This window comes from Synechococcus sp. PROS-U-1 (assembly GCF_014279755.1).
Lineage (GTDB): Bacteria > Cyanobacteriota > Cyanobacteriia > PCC-6307 > Cyanobiaceae > Parasynechococcus.
Map to the genome: position 1 here is coordinate 64257 of NZ_CP047951.1, position 18461 is coordinate 82717.

The window sequence follows — 18461 nt, forward strand, 5'->3', positions numbered from 1 at the left end:
TGCAACGGTTGAACTGGGCTTGGATCGGTAAGGTGAGGGCGTCGCACCAACGGCATCACGTTCCCTACGCAGTGATGTCGGTTCTGAAAGTCGACGGGTTTTCGTTCAGATCGTTCACTCCACCGTTTGTCTTCGACCCTTCCCAACCGTCCTCTCAATGTTGCTGTTCTGGGTGCCAGCGGTGCTGTTGGCCAGGAACTGCTTTTGCTGCTTGAGGAACGCCGTTTCCCTGTTGGCGAGCTGAAGCTGCTGGCGTCGGCCCGCTCTGCTGGTCAAAGCCAATCCTGGAACGGCCGCACTCTCACTGTGGAAGAGGTGTCGGCCAAATCGTTTGAAGGAGTCGATTTGGTGCTCGCTTCGGCCGGTGGCTCTGTTTCGAAGCAGTGGCGCGATGCGATCACAGCGGCCGGTGCAGTGATGGTCGACAACTCCAGCGCCTTCCGCATGGAGCAGGGGGTTCCGCTGGTGGTGCCGGAGGTCAATCCCGATGCGGCCTTCGCCCACAAGGGGGTGATCGCCAATCCGAATTGCACCACGATCCTTCTCACCTTGGCCTTGGCTCCGTTGGCCGCGAAGCGAGCGCTGCGCCGCGTCGTGGTGAGCACGTATCAGTCGGCCAGTGGCGCCGGCGCCCGGGCGATGGAGGAGCTGAAAAATCTCTCGCAGACGGTGTTGGATGGCGGAATCCCGAAGGGTGAAGTTCTGCCTTATTCCTTGGCCTTCAATCTTTTTCTGCACAACTCACCGCTTCAGGCCAACAGCTACTGCGAGGAGGAGATGAAGATGGTGAATGAGACCCGCAAGATCATGGGCCTTCCGGATCTGCGCTTTACCGCCACCTGCGTGCGCGTACCTGTGCTGCGTGCCCATTCCGAAGCAGTGAATATCGAGTTCGAGGCCCCCTTCCCGGTGGAGGAAGCTCGTGAGCTCTTGGCCGCTGCTCCCGGTGTTGAGTTGATCGACGACCCAGTGGCGAATCGCTTTCCGATGCCGACGGATGTCACCGGGCGAGACCCTGTGGCCATCGGGCGGATCCGTCAGGACATCAGTGACGCGAATGCTCTGGAGCTTTGGCTGTGCGGTGATCAGATCCGTAAAGGAGCGGCACTCAACGCCGTTCAGATCGCTGAACTGTTGATCCAGAAGTGATGACCGATAGCGCCACCCTCTCTCCAACGCCCTTTGGCCGTGTGGTCACCGCGATGGTCACCCCCTTTGATGCCAGCGGTGCCGTGGATCTGACCTTGGCTGGTCAGTTGGCACGCCATCTCGTGGAGCAGGGTTCTGATGGTCTGCTCGTGTGTGGAACCACTGGAGAATCTCCCACCCTCAGTTGGCAGGAGCAGTTGCAATTGCTGCAGGCGGTCCGTGATGCGGTCGGCAGCGACGCCAAGGTGTTGGCGGGCACTGGCAGCAACTCCACAGCGGAGGCGGTGAAGGCCACCAAGGAAGCGGCGGCCGCTGGCGCCGATGGGGCTCTCGTGGTTGTGCCTTACTACAACAAGCCTCCCCAGGAAGGTCTGGAGGCCCATTTCCGTGCCATCGCTGAGGCGGCTCCTGAGTTGCCGTTGATGCTCTACAACATCCCCGGCCGCACCGGCTGCAGCATGGCTCCGGCCACGGTGGCTCGGCTGATGGACTGCCCCAATGTGGTGAGTTTCAAGGCCGCCAGCGGTACGACTGAGGAAGTCACGGCGCTGCGCCTGGCCTGCGGTCCGCAGTTGGCGATCTACAGCGGTGACGACGGCCTCACCCTGCCGATGCTCTCCGTCGGTGCCGTTGGTGTGGTGAGTGTGGGCAGCCATGTGGCGGGCCCTGAGATTCGCGCCATGATCGAGGCCTATCTGAATGGCGACGGTGCCTCCGCACTCGCCCTGCACGACGCTCTCATTCCTCTGTTTAAGGCCCTGTTCGCCACCACCAATCCGATTCCCGTCAAGGCTGCGCTCGAACTCAATGGCTGGTCTGTCGGTGCTCCTCGTCTCCCTCTATGCCCCCTCTCTGACGACATGAAACGTTCCCTCTCCATCGCCATGGCCGCCCTTCGTCAGACCTAGCCCGGTCCGGCTTATCGGCTTACGCAATCCGTTCTTTTCAACTCTTTCTATGGCCAACAACGCGCGATCCAGCAAGGGGCAGGAGCCCTGTCTTCGGGTGATCCCTCTGGGTGGACTGCATGAGATCGGCAAGAACACCTGTGTGTTCGAGTACGGCGATGACCTGATGCTGGTGGATGCCGGTCTGGCCTTCCCCAGCGATGGCATGCATGGGGTGAATGTGGTGCTGCCCGACACCAGCTTCTTGCGTGAGAACCAGAAGCGGATCCGCGGCATGATCGTCACCCACGGTCATGAAGATCACATCGGTGGCATTGCCCACCACCTCAAGCACTTCAACATTCCGGTGATCTACGGGCCGCGGCTGGCTCTCTCGATGCTGACCGGAAAGATGGACGAGGCCGGGGTGAGAGACCGCACCACCCTTCAGACCGTTGGTCCGCGCGACGTGGTGAAGGTGGGCCAGCACTTCTCGGTGGAGTTCATCCGCAACACCCACTCGATGGCCGACAGCTTCACGCTGGCCATTTCCACACCGGTGGGAACCGTGGTCTTCACGGGTGATTTCAAGTTCGACCACACCCCGGTCGATGGTGAAAACTTCGATATGGCACGGCTCGCCCACCACGGTGAGAAGGGGGTCTTGTGTCTTTTCAGTGATTCCACCAACTCAGAAGTTCCGGGCTTCTGCCCGCCGGAGCGCTCGGTGTTCCCCAACCTGGACCGCCACATCGCCAATGCCGAGGGTCGGGTCATCGTGACCACCTTCGCCAGCTCGATTCATCGGGTGTCGATGATTCTGGAGTTGGCCCTGAAGAACGGCCGCAAGGTGGGTCTTCTGGGCCGTTCCATGCTCAACGTGATCGCCAAAGCCCGGGAACTGGGCTACATGCGCGCACCGGACGAGCTGTTTGTGCCGATTAAGCAGATCAATGATGTGCCCGATCGTGAAACGCTGCTGCTGATGACCGGTAGCCAGGGCGAGCCGCTGGCAGCCCTGAGCCGCATTTCCCGCGGTGAACATCCCCAGGTGAGGGTGAAGACCACCGACACGATCATTTTCTCGGCTAGCCCAATCCCCGGGAACACGATTTCCGTGGTGAACACCATCGACAAGTTGATGATGCTGGGCGCCAAGGTCGTCTATGGCAAGGGCGAAGGCATTCATGTTTCCGGCCATGGCTTCCAGGAAGACCAGAAATTGATGCTGGCCCTCACCCGGCCCAAGTTCTTCGTGCCGGTGCACGGTGAGCACAGGATGCTTGTGCAGCACTCCAGAACCGGCCACTCCATGGGGGTTCCGGTCGACAACACCTTGATCATCGACAACGGTGATGTGGTGGAGCTCACTCCGGATTCACTTCGCAAGGGCAGTGCGGTGAAGGCAGGCATCGAGCTTCTGGATCAATCCCGCAACGGCATCGTTGACGCCCGTGTGCTGAAGGAGCGCCAACAGTTGGCGGAAGACGGCGTGGTGACGATCCTGGCGGCGATCAGCACCGATGGCGCCATGGTGGCTCCGCCGCGGGTGAATCTGCGGGGTGTGGTCACCACGGCGGATGCCCGCAAGATGTCGTTATGGACCGAGCGGGAAGTCACCTGGGTGCTCGAAAATCGCTGGAAGCAGCTCTGCCGCAACACCGGAGACAAGGCACCTGAAGTGGACTGGATGGGCGTACAGCGTGAAGTGGAGGTGGGCCTGGGCCGCAGGATGCGCCGTGAACTGCAGGTCGAGCCGCTGATTCTGTGTCTGGTGCAGCCGGCGCCCGGTGGCACGCCGGTTTACAAGGGTCGTGCTGACGCGGAGCCCGATGACCGGCCGGCACCGCGCGGTCGAGGTGGCAGGGGCGGTGGCTCTCCCTATGGTCGCCGCAATGGTGGTGGTGGCGGAACCCCCGCTCCTGTGCGCACCAACCCGAGCACTGGCAACGGTCGTTCCGGTACGTCCACGCCGGCTCCCGTCCGTGCGGCGGCGGCAACAGCGACAGCCGTGGTGGAGAAGGTGGCTCCTCAACCGGTTGCTGAAAACGCAGCCCCGGCTGCCCCGGAGTCGGAGATGCCAGCAGGCCGCACCCGTCGCCGTCGTTCAGCGGCGGGTTGATCGTTGCCTTGAGTTGTCTGTTAGATGACTTCTCTCTACCTTCATATTGGTACTGAGAAAACAGGTTCAACATCGATACAAAATCTACTCACAAGGCTTGTCAGTAATGCTGATGAGCCTTATTTTTTGTCACCCATCAATCATGTCAGGGTTGAACTGAGAGAGGGGAATTTTACGGGGCTTTACCATTCGATTCGTGGATTGCCACAGCCCGAATCAGCATCTGTTTCGCAGTTGCAATTGCATCGTCGGATCCATCGCTTCTTGTCGAGACTTGTTGAGGAGAGCAGGGAACATGGACATCTCCCCGTGTTTCTTTCAAATGAGCATATTTCAAAACTGGAGAAAGAAGAGGTGGACGAATTGATCAATCGGCTGGGCACATACTTTGATCAAATTCATGTTGTTTGCTTTCTTCGCTCACACGTTTCTTTTGGTCTCTCAATGCTATCTCAAGCATTGAAGGCGGGAGGGGCGGTCGACCTTGAAACACCTTTCAACACTTTTTACAGTCGTTCGCGAGCGATTCGAACATTCAAAGCTTGGGGCTCTGCATCTGTTTCCAGCATTCATTTCTCCGAATTCAATCCGCCTGGCTCCTCTGGTAACAGCATGATTCATCAACTTATTGATCCTGCGTTTGATTTGAACTTGCTCCCCGAGAGCAGCAAGCATGTTTTTGTGAGCATGTATGAATCCATGCCTCGCTCGAACCTGTCGATTCCCACTAATTTTTTTTGCGATTGCAGCGTCATTTAACCAATACCTGAACACCTGTCCAATGAGCTCAAGGCAACTTCGAAAGACAAGGTCCAAGGGATTGCAATATCTTGCGAATGCGGATTCTTCTCGTGGTGGAGGTCTTTTCACAGCCGATGCTTTGCAGCGCTGGATTGCCAAAGCTGATCACTGGGAGGCATGTCATCAAGAGGAACTGGGAAGCCTTGATTTTTCGGCAAGCTTTTATCAATGCCGAAATCGTCTGCAAAGACTCCATGCTCAGCACGTTCGTCAATCAGTGGTCTTGACAAGTTCAGAGGAGTCTCTATTCTCCGAGCTCCTTAGGCATCTTGAATTGGCCTGAATGTTCTGTTTCTTGATGTTAATCTGCGGGTATTAAAATATGCTTATTGGCCTCTAGGGTGTTCGATTCTTCGTTATCTTTCATTTCAAAGTGGATTGTTCTGTGATGGCTGATGTGAAATTGTCTTTTCTTTAATCTACTGGAATAGATGAGTTCAATTTTGGTTCTTATGCCACGTCTTTCGGTGCGTATTGATATGGGTCATTTGTGCAATGTCTCAGACATTCAGGAAGATAGATTGTGATTCTTGTTTGACTGACCAGTGATCATGGAGGTTCTTGCGCTTGTCAAAGGCTGGCTGAAAGTATTTTTTAAAGTCTTCAGGAAAGACAATGTAATCAATCAGTGTGTCCTGTTCATTGAAGTCATTTAGCACATCAATCCATGCGCCAGGCCCGGTGACAACCCAGACATTGTTGGACACTCTGTGCTCAATATTGTGCATAATTTTTTCCAACACGGCTTGAAAGTACGTTGAAATATCACTTTTAGCACTGTTAAAAGCAAATCCATTCCAAAGGCGTTGTTCGCCTCCACGGAATCTTGTGGCCAGGAGGCTCTTGCCTTTTTGGATGTGGCTTTCGGCGAGTAAGCCTCCTGGATGGATGGGGCGATGTGGCCAGTCGATGTAGAGCGCGTTGGTCTGTTGCGCTAGAAAAGCGACTCTTAGAAAGTCAGCCTGCATCGCTGGTAGAGCGCAACAGTTGAAGAGAGTTCTGGCATCATTGCCAAACCATTTTTTAATATTTGCTGCTGCTTCTTCTCTGCCGATGAGCTGATAAGTTCCGTGTCCTTGTAATGAACTTTGCCACTGGAGTTTAATTTTTTCATTTATGATCTTGTGGTGATTGGCTTTATCGTTCTGTCCGTCCCTTAGATTCATGCTGTGGAAATATTGCATCACCTGAATTGCTGGTTCGCATCGGTTGACATCTTTTGGTTGATCTTGATTCCATGCATATGATTTTGCGCACAGCTTCTGTGCACGTTTGTTTTTTCCGTTTTCCAGTAACAGTGTAATCAGTTGATCGTAAAAGGCCCAGTTATTTTTTGATATCCTGATCAGTTTATTGTAAGTGCTGATGGCCTCTTGGATATCGTTGATGGCTTTAAAGGACTTCGCTGCACACTCCAGAATAATCTCGTCTTCAGGAAATTCTTTGAGTAGAACTCTTGCTGTTTGTGCGGCTTGCTTGAATTTGCCTAACGCTATTAATGCAAAGACTTCTTTGACCAGATGCTTTGGATCGCGTTTATTGGATCGTGCGTATTCTTTCCCAATCGTTAGGGCCATGTAAAATTTGTCATGGCGCATGAATGTTTCAAATGCATGGGCCAGAAAGAGATGTCGTCCGTCATGCACCGAGCAAGTGCCGAGTGCTGCGAAATGGATTTCCTGGTCTGCTTTCTTAAGTCGTCTGCAGCAGGTGATCGCAAGAGTATGACCTTGGTGCCAATCTGGGTAATGTCTAATGAGGCGTTCTGCTTGATTCAGAGCCTCTACAAAATCGCCACGGCGCGCGGGACTTTGAACAATCTCAATGGACTTGGGGCACAGATTTGAGTTTGTGTCCATCAGGACATTTTTCTAAATCTTAGCATCCATGATTCTTGTTTGGCTCCGCGTTTTGCTTTAGTTCTGTATCTTTAGTGTGTTAAATTGTAGCAGCAGCATGAGTCTTGGAGAAAAAATATGTTTTTCGGCCTCTCGGATGCTGATGCGTGGATTAACTCTGATTTGAGATCCCTCAGGACATATCAGAAATTTTTGGTTGAAGGAAAGTCGTTTGGTCTGTTGATCGATGGAATAAGGTACGCGTTCAGAAGCAGCGTTGCTTTGGGCGGATGCAATTGCATGTTGCTTGTTGACACAGAATCGTTGCAGGAGTTTGTTTTAAAGTCGTCTGGTGCTGGTCAAGGTTATTGCTTGTCTGGCCAACCTCTTCTCTCTTTGGAGGATGGGCCCAATGCTTGGCCTGCGTATCCTCAAGGCCCTGCAATTGTTCGGACGGGTTGCCGTAATTTTGCCCATTTCATTTGGAATGAATTCGATCCGCTGTTGCAGTTGATTGAACAAAAACAGTCCTTTGAGTGTTATCAAGATGTCAATAGTATTTTCGACCTGACTTCGCTGCCCGACTTAAACCTGGTTGGGCTAGATCAGTTGTCCAAGCGATCAAGTGTCCGTCTTGGATCCATGCTGGTTACACATCGGGTTCGAGTACATTTGCATGATGCGTATGGTGTCTTGGACCGACCTTCGGACCGTTCAAGGCCGCAAAATTTGTTATTGGGTCTTCGTGGGCCTGGGAAGCGATCGATTCAAAACGAGCTGGAGTTTTTCTCCAAATTGCTTGTTCAGCTTCAACCGTTGTCTGATCAAATCAGGATTTTATTTGACGGAATCACGTTGCAGAATGATAGGGGTGGTCCTCTGGCTCGTGAGATTCAATCGAGGATCGCTGCCTGCGATTCCATGATTCAACAGCTTGGTGCTCAGGCTGGATCGATCCCATTTGTCAATCTAAATGGGCTTGAGTTCTCTGAGTGGTTGTCATTGGCATCTTCTGTTGATTTTTACATCACCCATGAGGGCACGATGCAGCACAAATTGGCTTGGATTTTTCCCAACAAAGTCGGCCTCTGCCTGATTGGCCGACAGAATGCTGCTTCGATTGCGAAGTGGCATCAGAACCAATCGCAAGACTCTTCTGTTGTTTATTTTTTGCCGCCAGAGTTGGTTGAGCTTGGCGATATGCCTGAACATTGTAGAAACGACCGTGATCGCATGTTCAGGATCGTTGATGTTGACCAATCAGTGCACTATGCTCTCGACCTTATTCAAAAGGAGTGTGGCTTGGTTCAGGCCTAGTCCTTTGTGTTTGTTGCACAGATGGTTGCTTAAAAATGAGCTCGCTTAGGCAATTCCTGAGTTATGACTTTCTGAAAGCACTGAACTCTGCGCCGGTTGATTTAAGTTTTGAGCTGTGATCCCAAATGGATGGTGGCTTCTGATCCTTGACCTTGCGGTTGTTCGAGTTCATTAACCTTCGGGCCTTGATGTCCCTTGATTGGCTCTTGCAGCGCGATCAGTCTTCGAGGCTTGGCTCCCTCCAGAAGGACGGAACTTTGACGGATTGGAGTCGATGGGCCCTGTGATCTCAGGTTGAAGCTGGATTCGGATCCATGAGTTTTCCAAGAGATCTTTTGCGTTGTGCTCTTCGGCAGTGGCTTCTGAGATGACCGATGGTTCTTGGATTGGGACTGGGGTCGGTGTGGAAGGTCGATCCTGAGCCTTCGTGGATTGGGGTTTCGGGTCACAGGCCAACCAGGGCATTGCTGTGACCGCATCAATTGGTGTTGGTTTGTCTTGATTGGGATTCTTGTTGAGGAAGGGATCCTTCAGCAGGTCTGGGGTCGCCACTTCGGTTGCAGGTGTGATGCGTTCTTCGTTGACGGGTTCTTCTAACCGGCAGCGCTTTAGTCCTTGTTCTGCAAGGGCTGCAATGGTTGCGTCCGGTTGATTCTTCAGCACCTGTTGATACGAGACGCTGGCTTGGTGCGGTTGTTGGAGTCCATGCAGCTGGATGTGACCCAGCAATAACGACACCACAGCCCGCCAGCCCAAGACCAGGCTTGGGTCGTGCGCTTCCGATGCTTTTTGCAGTTTGTCCCATAACTCCAAAGCGAGAGCATGGGCCTCGGCGTACTCCCCGAGGCCATAGGCCCGTTCCGCGGCTTGGTAGGGCTGCTCGAAATCGGCGTCCACGCGTTGGGGGGCCAGTCCCCCCGTTGTAGTCCGTCAGTCGGGGTCGTGCGGTGATGGGGTGCCCTGGGCGGTGTGACGCTCTTTTCCTCCCAGCCCGAAGCCGGCGTGCACCACCTGGAGTGCCTGGACGCCGGCGTCTTCCGCCACCACACAGCTGGTTCTGATTTCGCTGGTGGCGATCAGGCCGATGTTGATGCCTGCATCCGCCAGCGCACGGAACATGCGTCCTGCTGTCCCTGGTGTTGCAGGCATCCCAGCGCCCACAGCACTCACCCGGGCGATGGCCTCACCATCTTCCAGGGCGGCACCGGGCCACTGAGCCAGCAGGGGGGCCAGGGCCACATCGGCGCGTGCGCGGTCCTCTTTGCGCAGGATGAACGTGATGTCGCGCGACCCGTCGCTGTGCTGCCGCTCCGATTGAACGATTGCATCGAGGCTGATGCTGTTGTCCGCCAGGGCCGAACACAGTGCCGCTGCGGTGCCGGGTCGGTCGGGCACGTGGCGAACACTCAGTTGCACCTGGTCGCGGTCGAGGGCGACGCCGCGCACTTCCGGTTCTCCACTGCCGTTGTCGGTGGGATTGATGCGGATTTGTGACTCCTCCAGGTCAAAGGCCTCTTGAACGGCTTGCCGTGCTTTTGCATCACTGGCGGAATCGATCACACAGCTCACTTTCACTTCGCTGGTGGCGATCAGCCGGAGGTTGATTCCCTGGTGCGACAGGCAGTTGAACAGGCTTGCGGCAATCCCGGGCCGGCCCATGATCCCAGCTCCACCGATGCTGAGCTTTGTCAGTCCTGCTTCGGCAGCGAGCTTCCCTCCGAGGTTGTCGAGCACGCTCTGGCTGACGCGACGGGCCGCTTCCAGATCCGGTTCAGCAACCGTGAAGGTGATGTCGTTGCTGTTGCCCTCGTGGGTCGCCTGAATGATCAGATCCACATTGATGTCCGCTTCTGAGAGGCTTTCGAACAGGCGAGCAGCGATCCCGGGTTGATCGGGGATGTGGGACAGGGCGATCACGGCCTGGCCATTCAGCTCTTCGGCACCGTCCACCGGGCTTCCCAGCTCCAGGCCGCTCTGGCTGATCGCTCTGGCGGTGCTGCTGGTGAGCCGGGTTCCTGGCGCATCACTCCAGCTGGAGCGCACCACGAGGTTCACGCCGTAATTGCGAGCGATCTCCACGGCACGAGGGTGCAGAACGGAGGCCCCAAGGCTGGCCAGTTCCAGCATTTCGTCGCAGCTGATCGTGCTCATTAACTGGGCATCCGGCACCTTGCGCGGATCGGTGCTCAGCACGCCTGGAACGTCGGTGTAGATCTCACAGGCATCGGCAGCGAGGGCTGCAGCCAAGGCCACTGCCGATGTGTCTGACCCGCCCCGGCCGAGGGTGGTGATCTCGTTGATCCCGTCGCTGCTGGTGGTGCTTCCCTGGAAGCCGGCCACCACCACCACCAAGCCTTCGTTCAGACGGTTGCGGATGCGATCGGTGCGGATGCTGAGAATGCGGGCCCGGCCGTGGGTGGATTCGGTGCTGATACCCACCTGAGGACCCGTCATCGACACAGCTGCCACACCTCGGGCATGGAGTGCCATTGCCAACAGGGAGATGGAGATCTGTTCACCGCTGGCCAGGAGCATGTCCATTTCCCGCTGCACCGGGTTGGGTGTGATGGCATCCGCCAGCCTGGTGAGCTCGTCCGTCGTGTGGCCCATGGCGGAGACAACGACGACCACGTCGTGGCCTCCGTCGCGGCAACGCTCGATCCGTTGGGCCACGGCCTGGATGCGTTCGACGCTGCCTACGGAGGTGCCGCCGAACTTTTGCACCAGCAGGGCCATGAGCCAGAACGAAACAATGTGGATTTTCTCATGTCACCGTCAACGTTTTGGCTTCTGTGATTTTTGCCGCTGATTGTCGGTCTGTTGCAGAAGTGAAGTGTTGGTTGGGGTATCCTCGCGGCGAAATTTATGTCGTCCCATGGTTGTCCATCGCTTGGAGAATGGCCTTCCTTGGCTGCCCGTTGAGTCACTGACGATGCTTGCCAAGCAACGCACCGCGTTGTGGCAGAGCGTGTCCAGGGATTATTGGAGCAACTGTGATGATGAGGCGAATCACCTGAACGATCAATATTCCAAATATCTAGAGATCGGCTCTGCAACAAATCAGCCTCTGCATGTGCTCGATATCGGGGCCGGGTTCTGCGGGTACGACATTCTTCTTGCCAAAAAACTTCTCGGCATGAAGCTCACTGTTCTCGATGCCAGCAACGAGGATAAGGAGTTTCGTTTGGGTTATCAAGACAAGGGGGAGCAATACAACGATTTTGGAATGCTCCGGACGCTCTTTGAGCAGTCGGATATTGCGCATGATCGTTATGAGCTCGTCGACTTCCGAACCATCGATGTATCTCAGTGGGCTGAGGGCAAGCCGGCTCAATACGATGTGATTCAGTCGTTGTATTCATGGTGTTTTCATTATCCCTACGAGACCTATCGGCATGCCGTTCAAACATTGCTCAAGCCGACCGGCATCATGATTGTTGATTGCAGGAAAGTTCCAGAGCAGATGGATCTGCTCCTCCACGACTTTGACCTTGTCTCCGATGTCACTCCCTATGGCAATCCCTCCAGTGCACGGTTGGTTCTCCGGGCGAAAGGCTGAGGCGTTTGGTTCCAGTTCAGCTGAGCAGTCCATCGCGAAAGGCATCCCCAGGCAGAGCCCCTCGTTTGAGCCGGGCCTCCACCTCCAAGAGTCGCCCCAGGAGTGAGAGAAAGCGTTTGGCCGGGCGACCCTGCAGCTGCTTCCGCATGACATAAATACGTTTGGGGTTGCCGATCCCTGCGGCCTTCGCAATCACCGCCACATCACGCTCTCCCTGCTGTTCCAGCAGGCTCACCCAGAGCCAGCCTCGGATTTGGCCTGTGAGGGTGGCGATGATCCGCAGGGCCGGCTCGCCGGCATCAATCAAGGCATCCCAGCGGGCAATCGCCTCCCCGGGATTGCCCTCCAGCAGAGCATCGCCCACCGCCAGGGCATTGGTGCTGCGTCCGCCCACGAGCTCCCGCACCAGATCGCCGTTGATCGTTGTGGTTCGCAGCGACAGCTTGCGCAGCTCTGATTCGAGCCGGGCGCTGTCGGTGCCGATGGCCTCCACAAGGGCATCGATGGCATTGGCGTCCACGCTCAAGCCCAGGGCTTCGGCGGTGCGTTGCACCAGCTGCCGCTGACCATTGCCATCCCAAGCGGCCGGCAGGGGGAAGCTCTGTTCGTGATCTTGCCCCGCTTTGATCCGCTTTTGCAGGGCCTTGGTGGTGCGCAGGCGCCCATCGGGCTTGGCGGGGTTCACCAGCACCAGATGGCTGCTGTCAGGAACCAGGGCCATCGCGGCTTCGAACCGGTCGGCCAGCTCCGCTGGACAGCCGTTGCAGAACGGACTGCGTTGCAACAGCACAAGACGCTCGCCCGCCGCGAAGGGGGGTGTGCGAGCTTCCTCGAGGGCCTGGAGGGCCTGGCCGGTTTCGGCTCCATCAAGGCGGCTGAGGTTGAGGCTGCTCCAGCTCGGCTCCACCACCCGTTGGATCAGGGCATCGATGGCCCGATCGCGGGCGGCGGCGTCATCGCCCCAGATCAGATGGATCGGCATGGGCTGATGATGGCGTGGATGACCCAAGACCATCCGATCTTTACCGAAAGCATCCGGCGCATTCGGATCGCTCTTGGGGACACAGGCTTGCCACCGCTGGAGCAGCAGGTGCTGGAACGCTTGGTGCACAGCAGTGGTGACCTCTCCCTGGGGCCGCTGCTGCATTGCAGCGAAGCCGCCTGCACGAGGGGGATGACGGCGCTGCAGCAGGGAGCATCCATCCTCACCGACACCGCCATGGCAGCAGCAGCGGTGGTGCCGATGGCTCGGCGCACCCTTGGGTCTGCGGTGCACACCGTGCTGGAGTGGGCCCCCGACGTTGCCCCCGAGGGGTCGACGCGAACGGCGGCTGGGATGGAGAAGGCTTGGAGGGATCTATCGACGCAAGACCCCCCACCTGTTGTGTTGATTGGCAGCGCGCCAACCGCCTTGGACGTCTTGCTCAGGCTGGTGGAGAAGGGCGCTCGTGCGCCATCCTTGGTGATTGGGATGCCGGTTGGATTTGTCGGGGTCGCCGAATCAAAGCGCGCTTTGCAAGAGAGTCGATTACAGCAAATTCGTCTGGAGGGCAGTCGAGGAGGGGCGGGACTGGCAGCAGCGACCGTCAATGCTTTGCTCCGGGCGTCAACAGATGCTTGCGTTTCAACAACCCGTAAAGCGCGTGGCCTAAAAAATGTTCCGTAGTTTGAATGGAAGTGATTTGAATTTTGGCAATATTCGTGTCAGTCAGATGGCTTGTTGTATGATCAACATATGCATGATGCGTTAGGCATGATTAATTTAAAGTCATCGGGCGTATCTATTTATTTCCAGAATCAAGGCCAGAAGGGTCTTGCCGGACCTAAGTCTGAGGATGTCAATAGCTTTAAGACGTTTATCGTTTTTGGGGTTCCGCGTGGTGGAACCACAATGGTTGCTCGTGTTGTGGAGAGCCTAGGTGTCAATCTTGGTTCTGATTTGCCGGCAAATTACGAAGATACTGATTTCAATTTCGACTTTCTTTCGAAAGATCTCAAGAAAAGTCGTCCAGCCTTGATTGAGCAGCTATCAAAGGTTATTGACCAACGCAATCAAGACCTCGACGTTTGGGGGTGGAAGTATCCCAGAGCTGCGATCTATCTCATTCCATTGCTCAAAAAATTGCGCAATCCTCATTTAATTTGCGTCATGCGCGACCCTATTTCTTCCGGGATTCGCAACATGAAGCGTGCGCAGAAGATTCATAAAAAATCACTTTCCAAGGCAGATTTTGTGCCTGAAAGTAATTGCGCTGACATCCCTTCGAGAATCATTACACAACATCTTGAGATTCAGCTCAAGAATATGCGAACAATTCAGCAGGCTAGCTGCCCATCGTTTCTCTGTAGTTATGAGAAAGCCATTATGAACACGGATGATTTTGTTCGAGAAATGGCTGAATTTTTAGATGTTTCAAGCACAGAGCAGCAGATTCAGGATGCAATCCATCAGGTCAAGCCCGGTGGGTACATGCAGGTGTGATCATAAAGATTGATATCTGGTTTTCTTTTGTTTTGTTGAAGGCGATTGTGCAGCCAGATTTGGCTACTTTCTGAACATTATTTGTCTTTTTTTGGCGTTTAATTTTTCTTGCGAAGAAGAGCAAAGGTCTCGCGCTCAATTTGGATGATCCAGCCCTCAGCTAGTTGCAGGCTGGTCTGTGGGTGTGCATGGATCAGGTTGTGTCCGAGTTTGTTGAGTTGTTCGGCTTTCATCGCTGGAGCTCCGTTCTCTTGCATCCATTGGTGCAGCAGCAGCTCACGTGTCGTGACTTCGAGTTGCTTCCAGGCAGTTCTGTCCAATCCTTTTGCTTTGCTTAGGTGGTGGAGTGCAAGCCGGCTCAGTTCTGTCTGCGTGTCGTGGATTTGTGAGATTCGTTCTCCAAGGTTGGCCATGCGCAGGCTGCAGCCTGGATACAACTGCTCCAATATCGGCATGATGCGATGCCGAATGCGATTCCTGGCGTAACGCATGTCTTGATTGCTTGGATCGTTCCAAACAGGGAGATTCAATTCAGTGCAAATCTGTGCTGTCTCGCTGCGGGTAAAGCCCAGCAGAGGCCTACGTAATTTGGCCTCTTGTTTGTCATCCTCCCGCAGCAACCTGATCGAACGCAGGCTTCCAAGGCCAGAAAGATCTGTGCCGCGTGCCAACTGAAGCAATTGCGTTTCGGCTCGATCGCTTGCGGTGTGGGCCGTGACCACATCGCAGTTCTGCTCGTGTGCATGTCGTGCCAGTTGTTCATACCTCCATTGCCGTGCAGCGGCTTCCGTGGTGATGGCGTTGGGTCTTGCTTGATCGCAATGCCATGGCAAGCCCGTCGTGAGGCACCAGCTCTGGAGCTCCTTGGCGAAGCGACTTGAGTCTTGATGCCAGCCGTGATCCCCATGCCAGATCTCCAGAGACCAGCCATGCAGACGTTGAAGCTCCATTAGCAGGCCAAGCATGGCCATAGAGTCCTGGCCGCCCGAGACGGCAAGCATCAGTCGGCTCCCGCGGGGGAGCAGCTCGGGATCGCGCAGGATCCGTTGATGCATGCGGTGGTGCCAGGTGCTCCAGTTCACAGCGCGTCGTGAATCCGCCCCCACGGTGTGAGAATCAGGGGATTGCTGTCTAGTCCCCCATGACCCGTCTTCAGCAGCTGCCCGCTTCTCTGCAGCGCAGCCTCGAGCAGCGCTCTGCACTCAAGGTGATCGCTGGCTTGATGAACTTCGATGCCGCCAGTGTCGAGCGGGTCGCCCGTGCAGCGGGGCGTGGGGGTGCCGATCTGATCGATGTGGCCTGCGATCCCGCCCTGGTGCGCCTGGCGATCGAGGCTTCTGGCGGCGTGCCGGTGTGCGTGTCGTCGGTGGAGCCTGATCAGTTTCCGGCCGCTGTGGCAGCCGGCGCGTTGATGGTGGAGATCGGCAACTACGACGCCTTTTATCCCCAAGGCCGAATTTTTGATGCCGCCGAAGTGTTGGAGCTCACCCGTCGCACCCGCCAATTGCTGCCTGAGGTGGCGTTGAGCGTCACGGTGCCCCACGTGCTGCCGATGGATCAGCAGGAGCAGTTGGCCATCGATCTGGTGGCGGCCGGGGCTGATCTGATCCAGACTGAGGGAGGCACCAGTGCCAAGCCCTTCAGTGCTGGCCACCTGGGCTTGATCGAGAAGGCTGCCCCCACGTTGGCGGCGGCCCACAGCATCAGCCGTGCTGTTGATGTGCCCGTGCTCTGCGCCTCCGGTCTCTCGGCGGTGACGCTGCCGATGGCCGTTGCCGCCGGTGCGGCCGGTGTGGGTGTCGGTTCAGTGGTGAACCGTCTGCAGGATGAGCTGGCCATGGTGGCCGTGGTGCGGGGTCTGCGCGATGCCTTGGGTGCTGCTGTCACCTCCCGCGTCTGATCTCAGCAGGGCTAAGCAGAGCACTCTTCCCCTTCATGGTGTGAAGAGTGCTCTGCTTGCTCTCGGGAGCCTGGGCTCCCATGTGACAATCGACCCCTGACGTCCAGATTCATGCAGTTCATCAACACACTGACCGTTCTGGCCCTGGTGGTGGCGTCCTTCGCTTTGATCGTGGCGGTGCCGGTGCTCTATGCCTCAAGCGAGGACAGCGGCCGTTCCAACCGCCTCATCTTGTTGGGTAGCGCCGTTTGGGTGGCCCTGGTGCTGCTCAACTGGGGTGTGAGCTTCTTCGTGGTCTGATTTCGGCGCTCAGCTGAAACCGGAGGGTGCCACGATGGCTGAGATTCAGTCGGCACCTTTGCCATGGCCACGTTCGAAGGACGTTTTTCTGACGCAGCTGGGCTGCGCGTCGGTGTCATCGTGGCTCGCTTCAATGATCTGGTCACCGCCAAGCTGCTGAGTGGTTGTCTCGACTGCCTCAAGAGGCACGGCGTGGATGTATCGGAGACCAGCCCGCAGCTCGATGTGGCCTGGGTGCCGGGGTCGTTTGAATTGCCGCTCGTGGCCCAGCAGATGGCCCGTTCCGGCCAGTATCAGGTGTTGATCACCCTTGGGGCGGTGATCCGTGGGGACACCCCCCACTTCGATGTGGTGGTGGCGGAGGCCAGCAAGGGCATTGCCGCTGTGGCCCGCGACACAGCCGTACCGGTGATCTTCGGTGTGTTGACCACCGACACGATGCAGCAGGCGTTGGAGCGGGCTGGCATCAAGAGCAATCTGGGCTGGAGCTATGGGCTTGAAGCGCTGGAGATGGGCAGCTTGATGAAGGCGCTGCCTTAAGCGTCGTTTTCAAGGCTGCTCTTGCGACTGCGCTTCTCGAGCAGTTTCAGGAACCGTGTTCCCCGAAAGGTGCGTGACCAGATGCTGCGGTTTCTGCTGATTTCATCGGGGTGCATCGCCTTGATCCGCGTGTTGATCGGCTCTTCACCGATCTCGGCCCTCGCGGCTGCAATCAGCTCGCGAATGCTGCAGCGATCAATGAAGGCTTCGAGGGAATCGCGGTAAGCCTGCGGCGGTTGATGGCTTGGGCCGAGCAGGTTGCTCGCCAACTGGCGTGATTCCACGCTTTCCTTCGGCAGCAGATAACCCTTGCGGTTGGGTTTGAACTGCTTTTGCTTGTTCGCATAGGGGTACAGCACTTTCCCGGCATACTCCAGTTCCGATCGGGTGTGGCGGTGGATCACCCAGCCTGTGTTTTCTTTCTGAATGGAGGCCTGTAGGCCCCCCTTGCTCAACCGCCGCAGCCCGTTCACCGGCTTGCTTTTGACCATTTGCCGGTCGCTGGTTGTGTGGCGGACCTCGGGTTCCGCCTGAACGCTAGGCACATGACATCCCAGGTCGGTCACCGCGACGCCGTAGCGAAAAACACTTTTGAACTGGTCGGTGAGCCTGAGACGGGTGTTCGAGAGATCCAGCGGGTTGTCAAACAGGTTGGCGCCATGGCAGTGGAGCCAGTTGGAGGAGATCACATCCGCTTTGGGATGGGCCGCCAGGAATGTGTTGATCTTGGTGCTGAAGGGGTAACCGACCCAGGATTCATCCACATCAACCACCATGCAATGGGAGGCCTTGGTGATGGTGGAAGCGGTGTCGTAGAGCTTGCAGTAGGAGGCGCGTTGCCGTCCGAGTTGGTGCTCTAGATCGGTGTTGATCAGGTGCACCTGGGGGTAGTGCTGGGCAATGGCCGCAATGATCGGGCCGGTGTGGCCTGAGCTGTCGTTGTTCAGTCCGATGAACAGATTGCTGAATCCTTGATAGAGGTAATGGTGGATGAATTCCGCGATGTAGGGCCCTTCGTTGGCAGCAATGGCGATCACATCACAGCTGTTGGCGTCGACATCGGTGCGCTCCAAGAGCCGCTTCTGTGCTTCCAGATTGATCGGTTGGCGCCTGGCAATCTCCGCGGCTTCGTTGTTGTAGTTCTGCAGAAGCTCATCCAGGGCGCTGCATTCTTCGGCATCCAGGTTGCTGCGCACCTTGGTGAGGATTTTGTCCAGCAGCTTGGGATCACCCTGTGAACGCTGATGAGCGCGATCCAGTGCGGTGCGGAGTTGTGTTCTGGCTCCTCCGCCGGCATAGCAGAAGATCAGCGAGGCGATGGCCTCAATCGAATCAGGCTCGTGCTTGAGCAGCTGCTTGGCGCACTTCCGGCAAGGTTTGCGCGTCTCTGGATGGCGCAATTGACGGGTGAGGCGTCGCAATCGCCTCGGGTTGCGGCTGTAGCTCGCAACGGCGGCATCGATTTGTGCGGTGAGGTCCTGTTCTGCCTTCACGCAGCACCCGAAAAGAGAGTCAATTAAAGCCCCGCTGTGATGGAAAGGCCAAGCCAGGGCTCAGGTCGTGTTT

General features: G+C 56.4%; 17 protein-coding genes. 11 read left to right on the forward strand and 6 right to left on the reverse strand.

Going from position 1 to position 18461, the window contains the following annotated elements:
- Positions 1-126 precede the first annotated feature (126 nt).
- From SynPROSU1_RS00335 to SynPROSU1_RS00350, 4 genes are read left to right on the forward strand one after another with little or no spacing between them, the layout of a single operon-like run.
- Positions 127-1149, forward strand: coding sequence for an aspartate-semialdehyde dehydrogenase (locus SynPROSU1_RS00335; protein ID WP_186571047.1), 1023 nt, complete (start codon positions 127-129; stop codon positions 1147-1149).
- On the forward strand, positions 1149-2057 hold the full coding sequence (gene dapA, locus SynPROSU1_RS00340; protein WP_186571048.1) for a 4-hydroxy-tetrahydrodipicolinate synthase: 909 nt from the start codon (positions 1149-1151) through the stop codon (positions 2055-2057). The genes SynPROSU1_RS00335 and dapA overlap by 1 nt, the downstream gene beginning before the upstream one ends.
- Before the next feature lie 49 nt (positions 2058-2106).
- Entirely contained in the window at positions 2107-4158 is a 2052-nt protein-coding gene (locus tag SynPROSU1_RS00345; protein WP_186571049.1) for a ribonuclease J, read from the forward strand.
- 24 nt (positions 4159-4182) lie between these two features.
- Positions 4183-4917 (forward strand): hypothetical protein, encoded by a 735-nt coding sequence (locus SynPROSU1_RS00350; RefSeq protein WP_186571050.1) that lies wholly within the window; start codon positions 4183-4185, stop codon positions 4915-4917.
- Positions 4918-5459: 542 nt separating this feature from the next.
- On the opposite strand, the gene SynPROSU1_RS00355 is transcribed toward SynPROSU1_RS00350, so the two are convergent.
- Entirely contained in the window at positions 5460-6818 is a 1359-nt protein-coding gene (locus SynPROSU1_RS00355) for a M48 family metallopeptidase (RefSeq protein WP_186571051.1), read from the reverse strand.
- 117 nt (positions 6819-6935) lie between these two features.
- Here SynPROSU1_RS00355 and SynPROSU1_RS00360 point away from each other — a divergent pair, with 117 nt between their 5' ends.
- A complete protein-coding gene (locus tag SynPROSU1_RS00360; protein ID WP_186571052.1) occupies positions 6936-8114 on the forward strand; it encodes a hypothetical protein in 1179 nt (392 codons plus the stop codon).
- 171 nt (positions 8115-8285) lie between these two features.
- Here the strand turns inward: SynPROSU1_RS00360 and SynPROSU1_RS00365 are convergent, their stop codons facing one another.
- Both SynPROSU1_RS00365 and SynPROSU1_RS00370 read right to left on the reverse strand, forming a co-directional pair.
- Positions 8286-9011: a tol-pal system YbgF family protein gene (locus tag SynPROSU1_RS00365; RefSeq protein WP_186571053.1), complete on the reverse strand. Its 726-nt coding sequence runs from the start codon at positions 9009-9011 to the stop codon at positions 8286-8288.
- 33 nt (positions 9012-9044) lie between these two features.
- Positions 9045-10850, reverse strand: a complete 1806-nt coding sequence (locus SynPROSU1_RS00370; protein ID WP_186571054.1) for an aspartate kinase — start codon at positions 10848-10850, stop codon at positions 9045-9047.
- A gap of 196 nt (positions 10851-11046) precedes the next feature.
- Here SynPROSU1_RS00370 and SynPROSU1_RS00375 point away from each other — a divergent pair, with 196 nt between their 5' ends.
- The gene (locus tag SynPROSU1_RS00375) at positions 11047-11673 is read left to right on the forward strand and encodes a class I SAM-dependent methyltransferase (RefSeq protein ID WP_186571055.1); all 627 of its coding nucleotides are present in this window, start codon (positions 11047-11049) and stop codon (positions 11671-11673) included.
- A gap of 16 nt (positions 11674-11689) precedes the next feature.
- On the opposite strand, the gene holA is transcribed toward SynPROSU1_RS00375, so the two are convergent.
- Positions 11690-12655: a DNA polymerase III subunit delta gene (holA, locus tag SynPROSU1_RS00380; RefSeq protein WP_186571056.1), complete on the reverse strand. Its 966-nt coding sequence runs from the start codon at positions 12653-12655 to the stop codon at positions 11690-11692.
- A gap of 9 nt (positions 12656-12664) precedes the next feature.
- Here holA and SynPROSU1_RS00385 point away from each other — a divergent pair, with 9 nt between their 5' ends.
- Together SynPROSU1_RS00385 and SynPROSU1_RS00390 are read left to right on the forward strand one after the other, a co-directional pair.
- Positions 12665-13339: a precorrin-8X methylmutase gene (locus SynPROSU1_RS00385; protein ID WP_186572153.1), complete on the forward strand. Its 675-nt coding sequence runs from the start codon at positions 12665-12667 to the stop codon at positions 13337-13339.
- Between the two features lie 54 nt (positions 13340-13393).
- Positions 13394-14155 (forward strand): sulfotransferase domain-containing protein, encoded by a 762-nt coding sequence (locus SynPROSU1_RS00390; protein ID WP_186571057.1) that lies wholly within the window; start codon positions 13394-13396, stop codon positions 14153-14155.
- A 98-nt stretch (positions 14156-14253) separates the two neighbouring features.
- Here the strand turns inward: SynPROSU1_RS00390 and tilS are convergent, their stop codons facing one another.
- Positions 14254-15261, reverse strand: coding sequence for a tRNA lysidine(34) synthetase TilS (gene tilS, locus SynPROSU1_RS00395; protein ID WP_255444713.1), 1008 nt, complete (start codon positions 15259-15261; stop codon positions 14254-14256).
- A gap of 35 nt (positions 15262-15296) precedes the next feature.
- On the opposite strand from tilS, the gene SynPROSU1_RS00400 reads away from it, so the two are divergent.
- The 3 genes from SynPROSU1_RS00400 to ribH all read left to right on the forward strand — a co-directional run bounded on the left by SynPROSU1_RS00400 (position 15297) and on the right by ribH (position 16895).
- Positions 15297-16055 carry a DUF561 domain-containing protein gene (locus tag SynPROSU1_RS00400; RefSeq protein ID WP_186571058.1) on the forward strand — a complete coding sequence of 253 codons (759 nt, stop codon included), beginning with the start codon at positions 15297-15299 and terminating at the stop codon, positions 16053-16055.
- A 111-nt stretch (positions 16056-16166) separates the two neighbouring features.
- Positions 16167-16355: a photosystem II reaction center protein PsbZ gene (psbZ, locus tag SynPROSU1_RS00405; RefSeq protein ID WP_006850156.1), complete on the forward strand. Its 189-nt coding sequence runs from the start codon at positions 16167-16169 to the stop codon at positions 16353-16355.
- A 63-nt stretch (positions 16356-16418) separates the two neighbouring features.
- Positions 16419-16895, forward strand: a complete 477-nt coding sequence (gene ribH / locus SynPROSU1_RS00410; RefSeq protein WP_186571059.1) for a 6,7-dimethyl-8-ribityllumazine synthase — start codon at positions 16419-16421, stop codon at positions 16893-16895.
- Here the strand turns inward: ribH and SynPROSU1_RS00415 are convergent.
- On the reverse strand, positions 16892-18388 hold the full coding sequence (locus tag SynPROSU1_RS00415; protein ID WP_186571060.1) for a glycosyltransferase family 2 protein: 1497 nt from the start codon (positions 18386-18388) through the stop codon (positions 16892-16894). The genes ribH and SynPROSU1_RS00415 overlap by 4 nt on opposite strands.
- Positions 18389-18461 lie beyond the last annotated feature (73 nt).

Coding starts and splice junctions, on each gene's coding strand:
- holA (WP_186571056.1), bottom strand. CDS start 12,655: ATGCCGATCCATCTGATCTGGGGCGATGACGCCGCCGCCCGCGATCGG.
- SynPROSU1_RS00350 (WP_186571050.1), top strand. CDS start 4,183: ATGACTTCTCTCTACCTTCATATTGGTACTGAGAAAACAGGTTCAACA.
- SynPROSU1_RS00400 (WP_186571058.1), top strand. CDS start 15,297: ATGACCCGTCTTCAGCAGCTGCCCGCTTCTCTGCAGCGCAGCCTCGAG.
- SynPROSU1_RS00385 (WP_186572153.1), top strand. CDS start 12,665: ATGGCGTGGATGACCCAAGACCATCCGATCTTTACCGAAAGCATCCGG.
- SynPROSU1_RS00355 (WP_186571051.1), bottom strand. CDS start 6,818: ATGGACACAAACTCAAATCTGTGCCCCAAGTCCATTGAGATTGTTCAA.
- ribH (WP_186571059.1), top strand. CDS start 16,419: ATGGCCACGTTCGAAGGACGTTTTTCTGACGCAGCTGGGCTGCGCGTC.
- SynPROSU1_RS00375 (WP_186571055.1), top strand. CDS start 11,047: ATGCTTGCCAAGCAACGCACCGCGTTGTGGCAGAGCGTGTCCAGGGAT.
- dapA (WP_186571048.1), top strand. CDS start 1,149: ATGACCGATAGCGCCACCCTCTCTCCAACGCCCTTTGGCCGTGTGGTC.
- SynPROSU1_RS00370 (WP_186571054.1), bottom strand. CDS start 10,850: ATGGCCCTGCTGGTGCAAAAGTTCGGCGGCACCTCCGTAGGCAGCGTC.
- SynPROSU1_RS00360 (WP_186571052.1), top strand. CDS start 6,936: ATGTTTTTCGGCCTCTCGGATGCTGATGCGTGGATTAACTCTGATTTG.
- psbZ (WP_006850156.1), top strand. CDS start 16,167: ATGCAGTTCATCAACACACTGACCGTTCTGGCCCTGGTGGTGGCGTCC.
- SynPROSU1_RS00345 (WP_186571049.1), top strand. CDS start 2,107: ATGGCCAACAACGCGCGATCCAGCAAGGGGCAGGAGCCCTGTCTTCGG.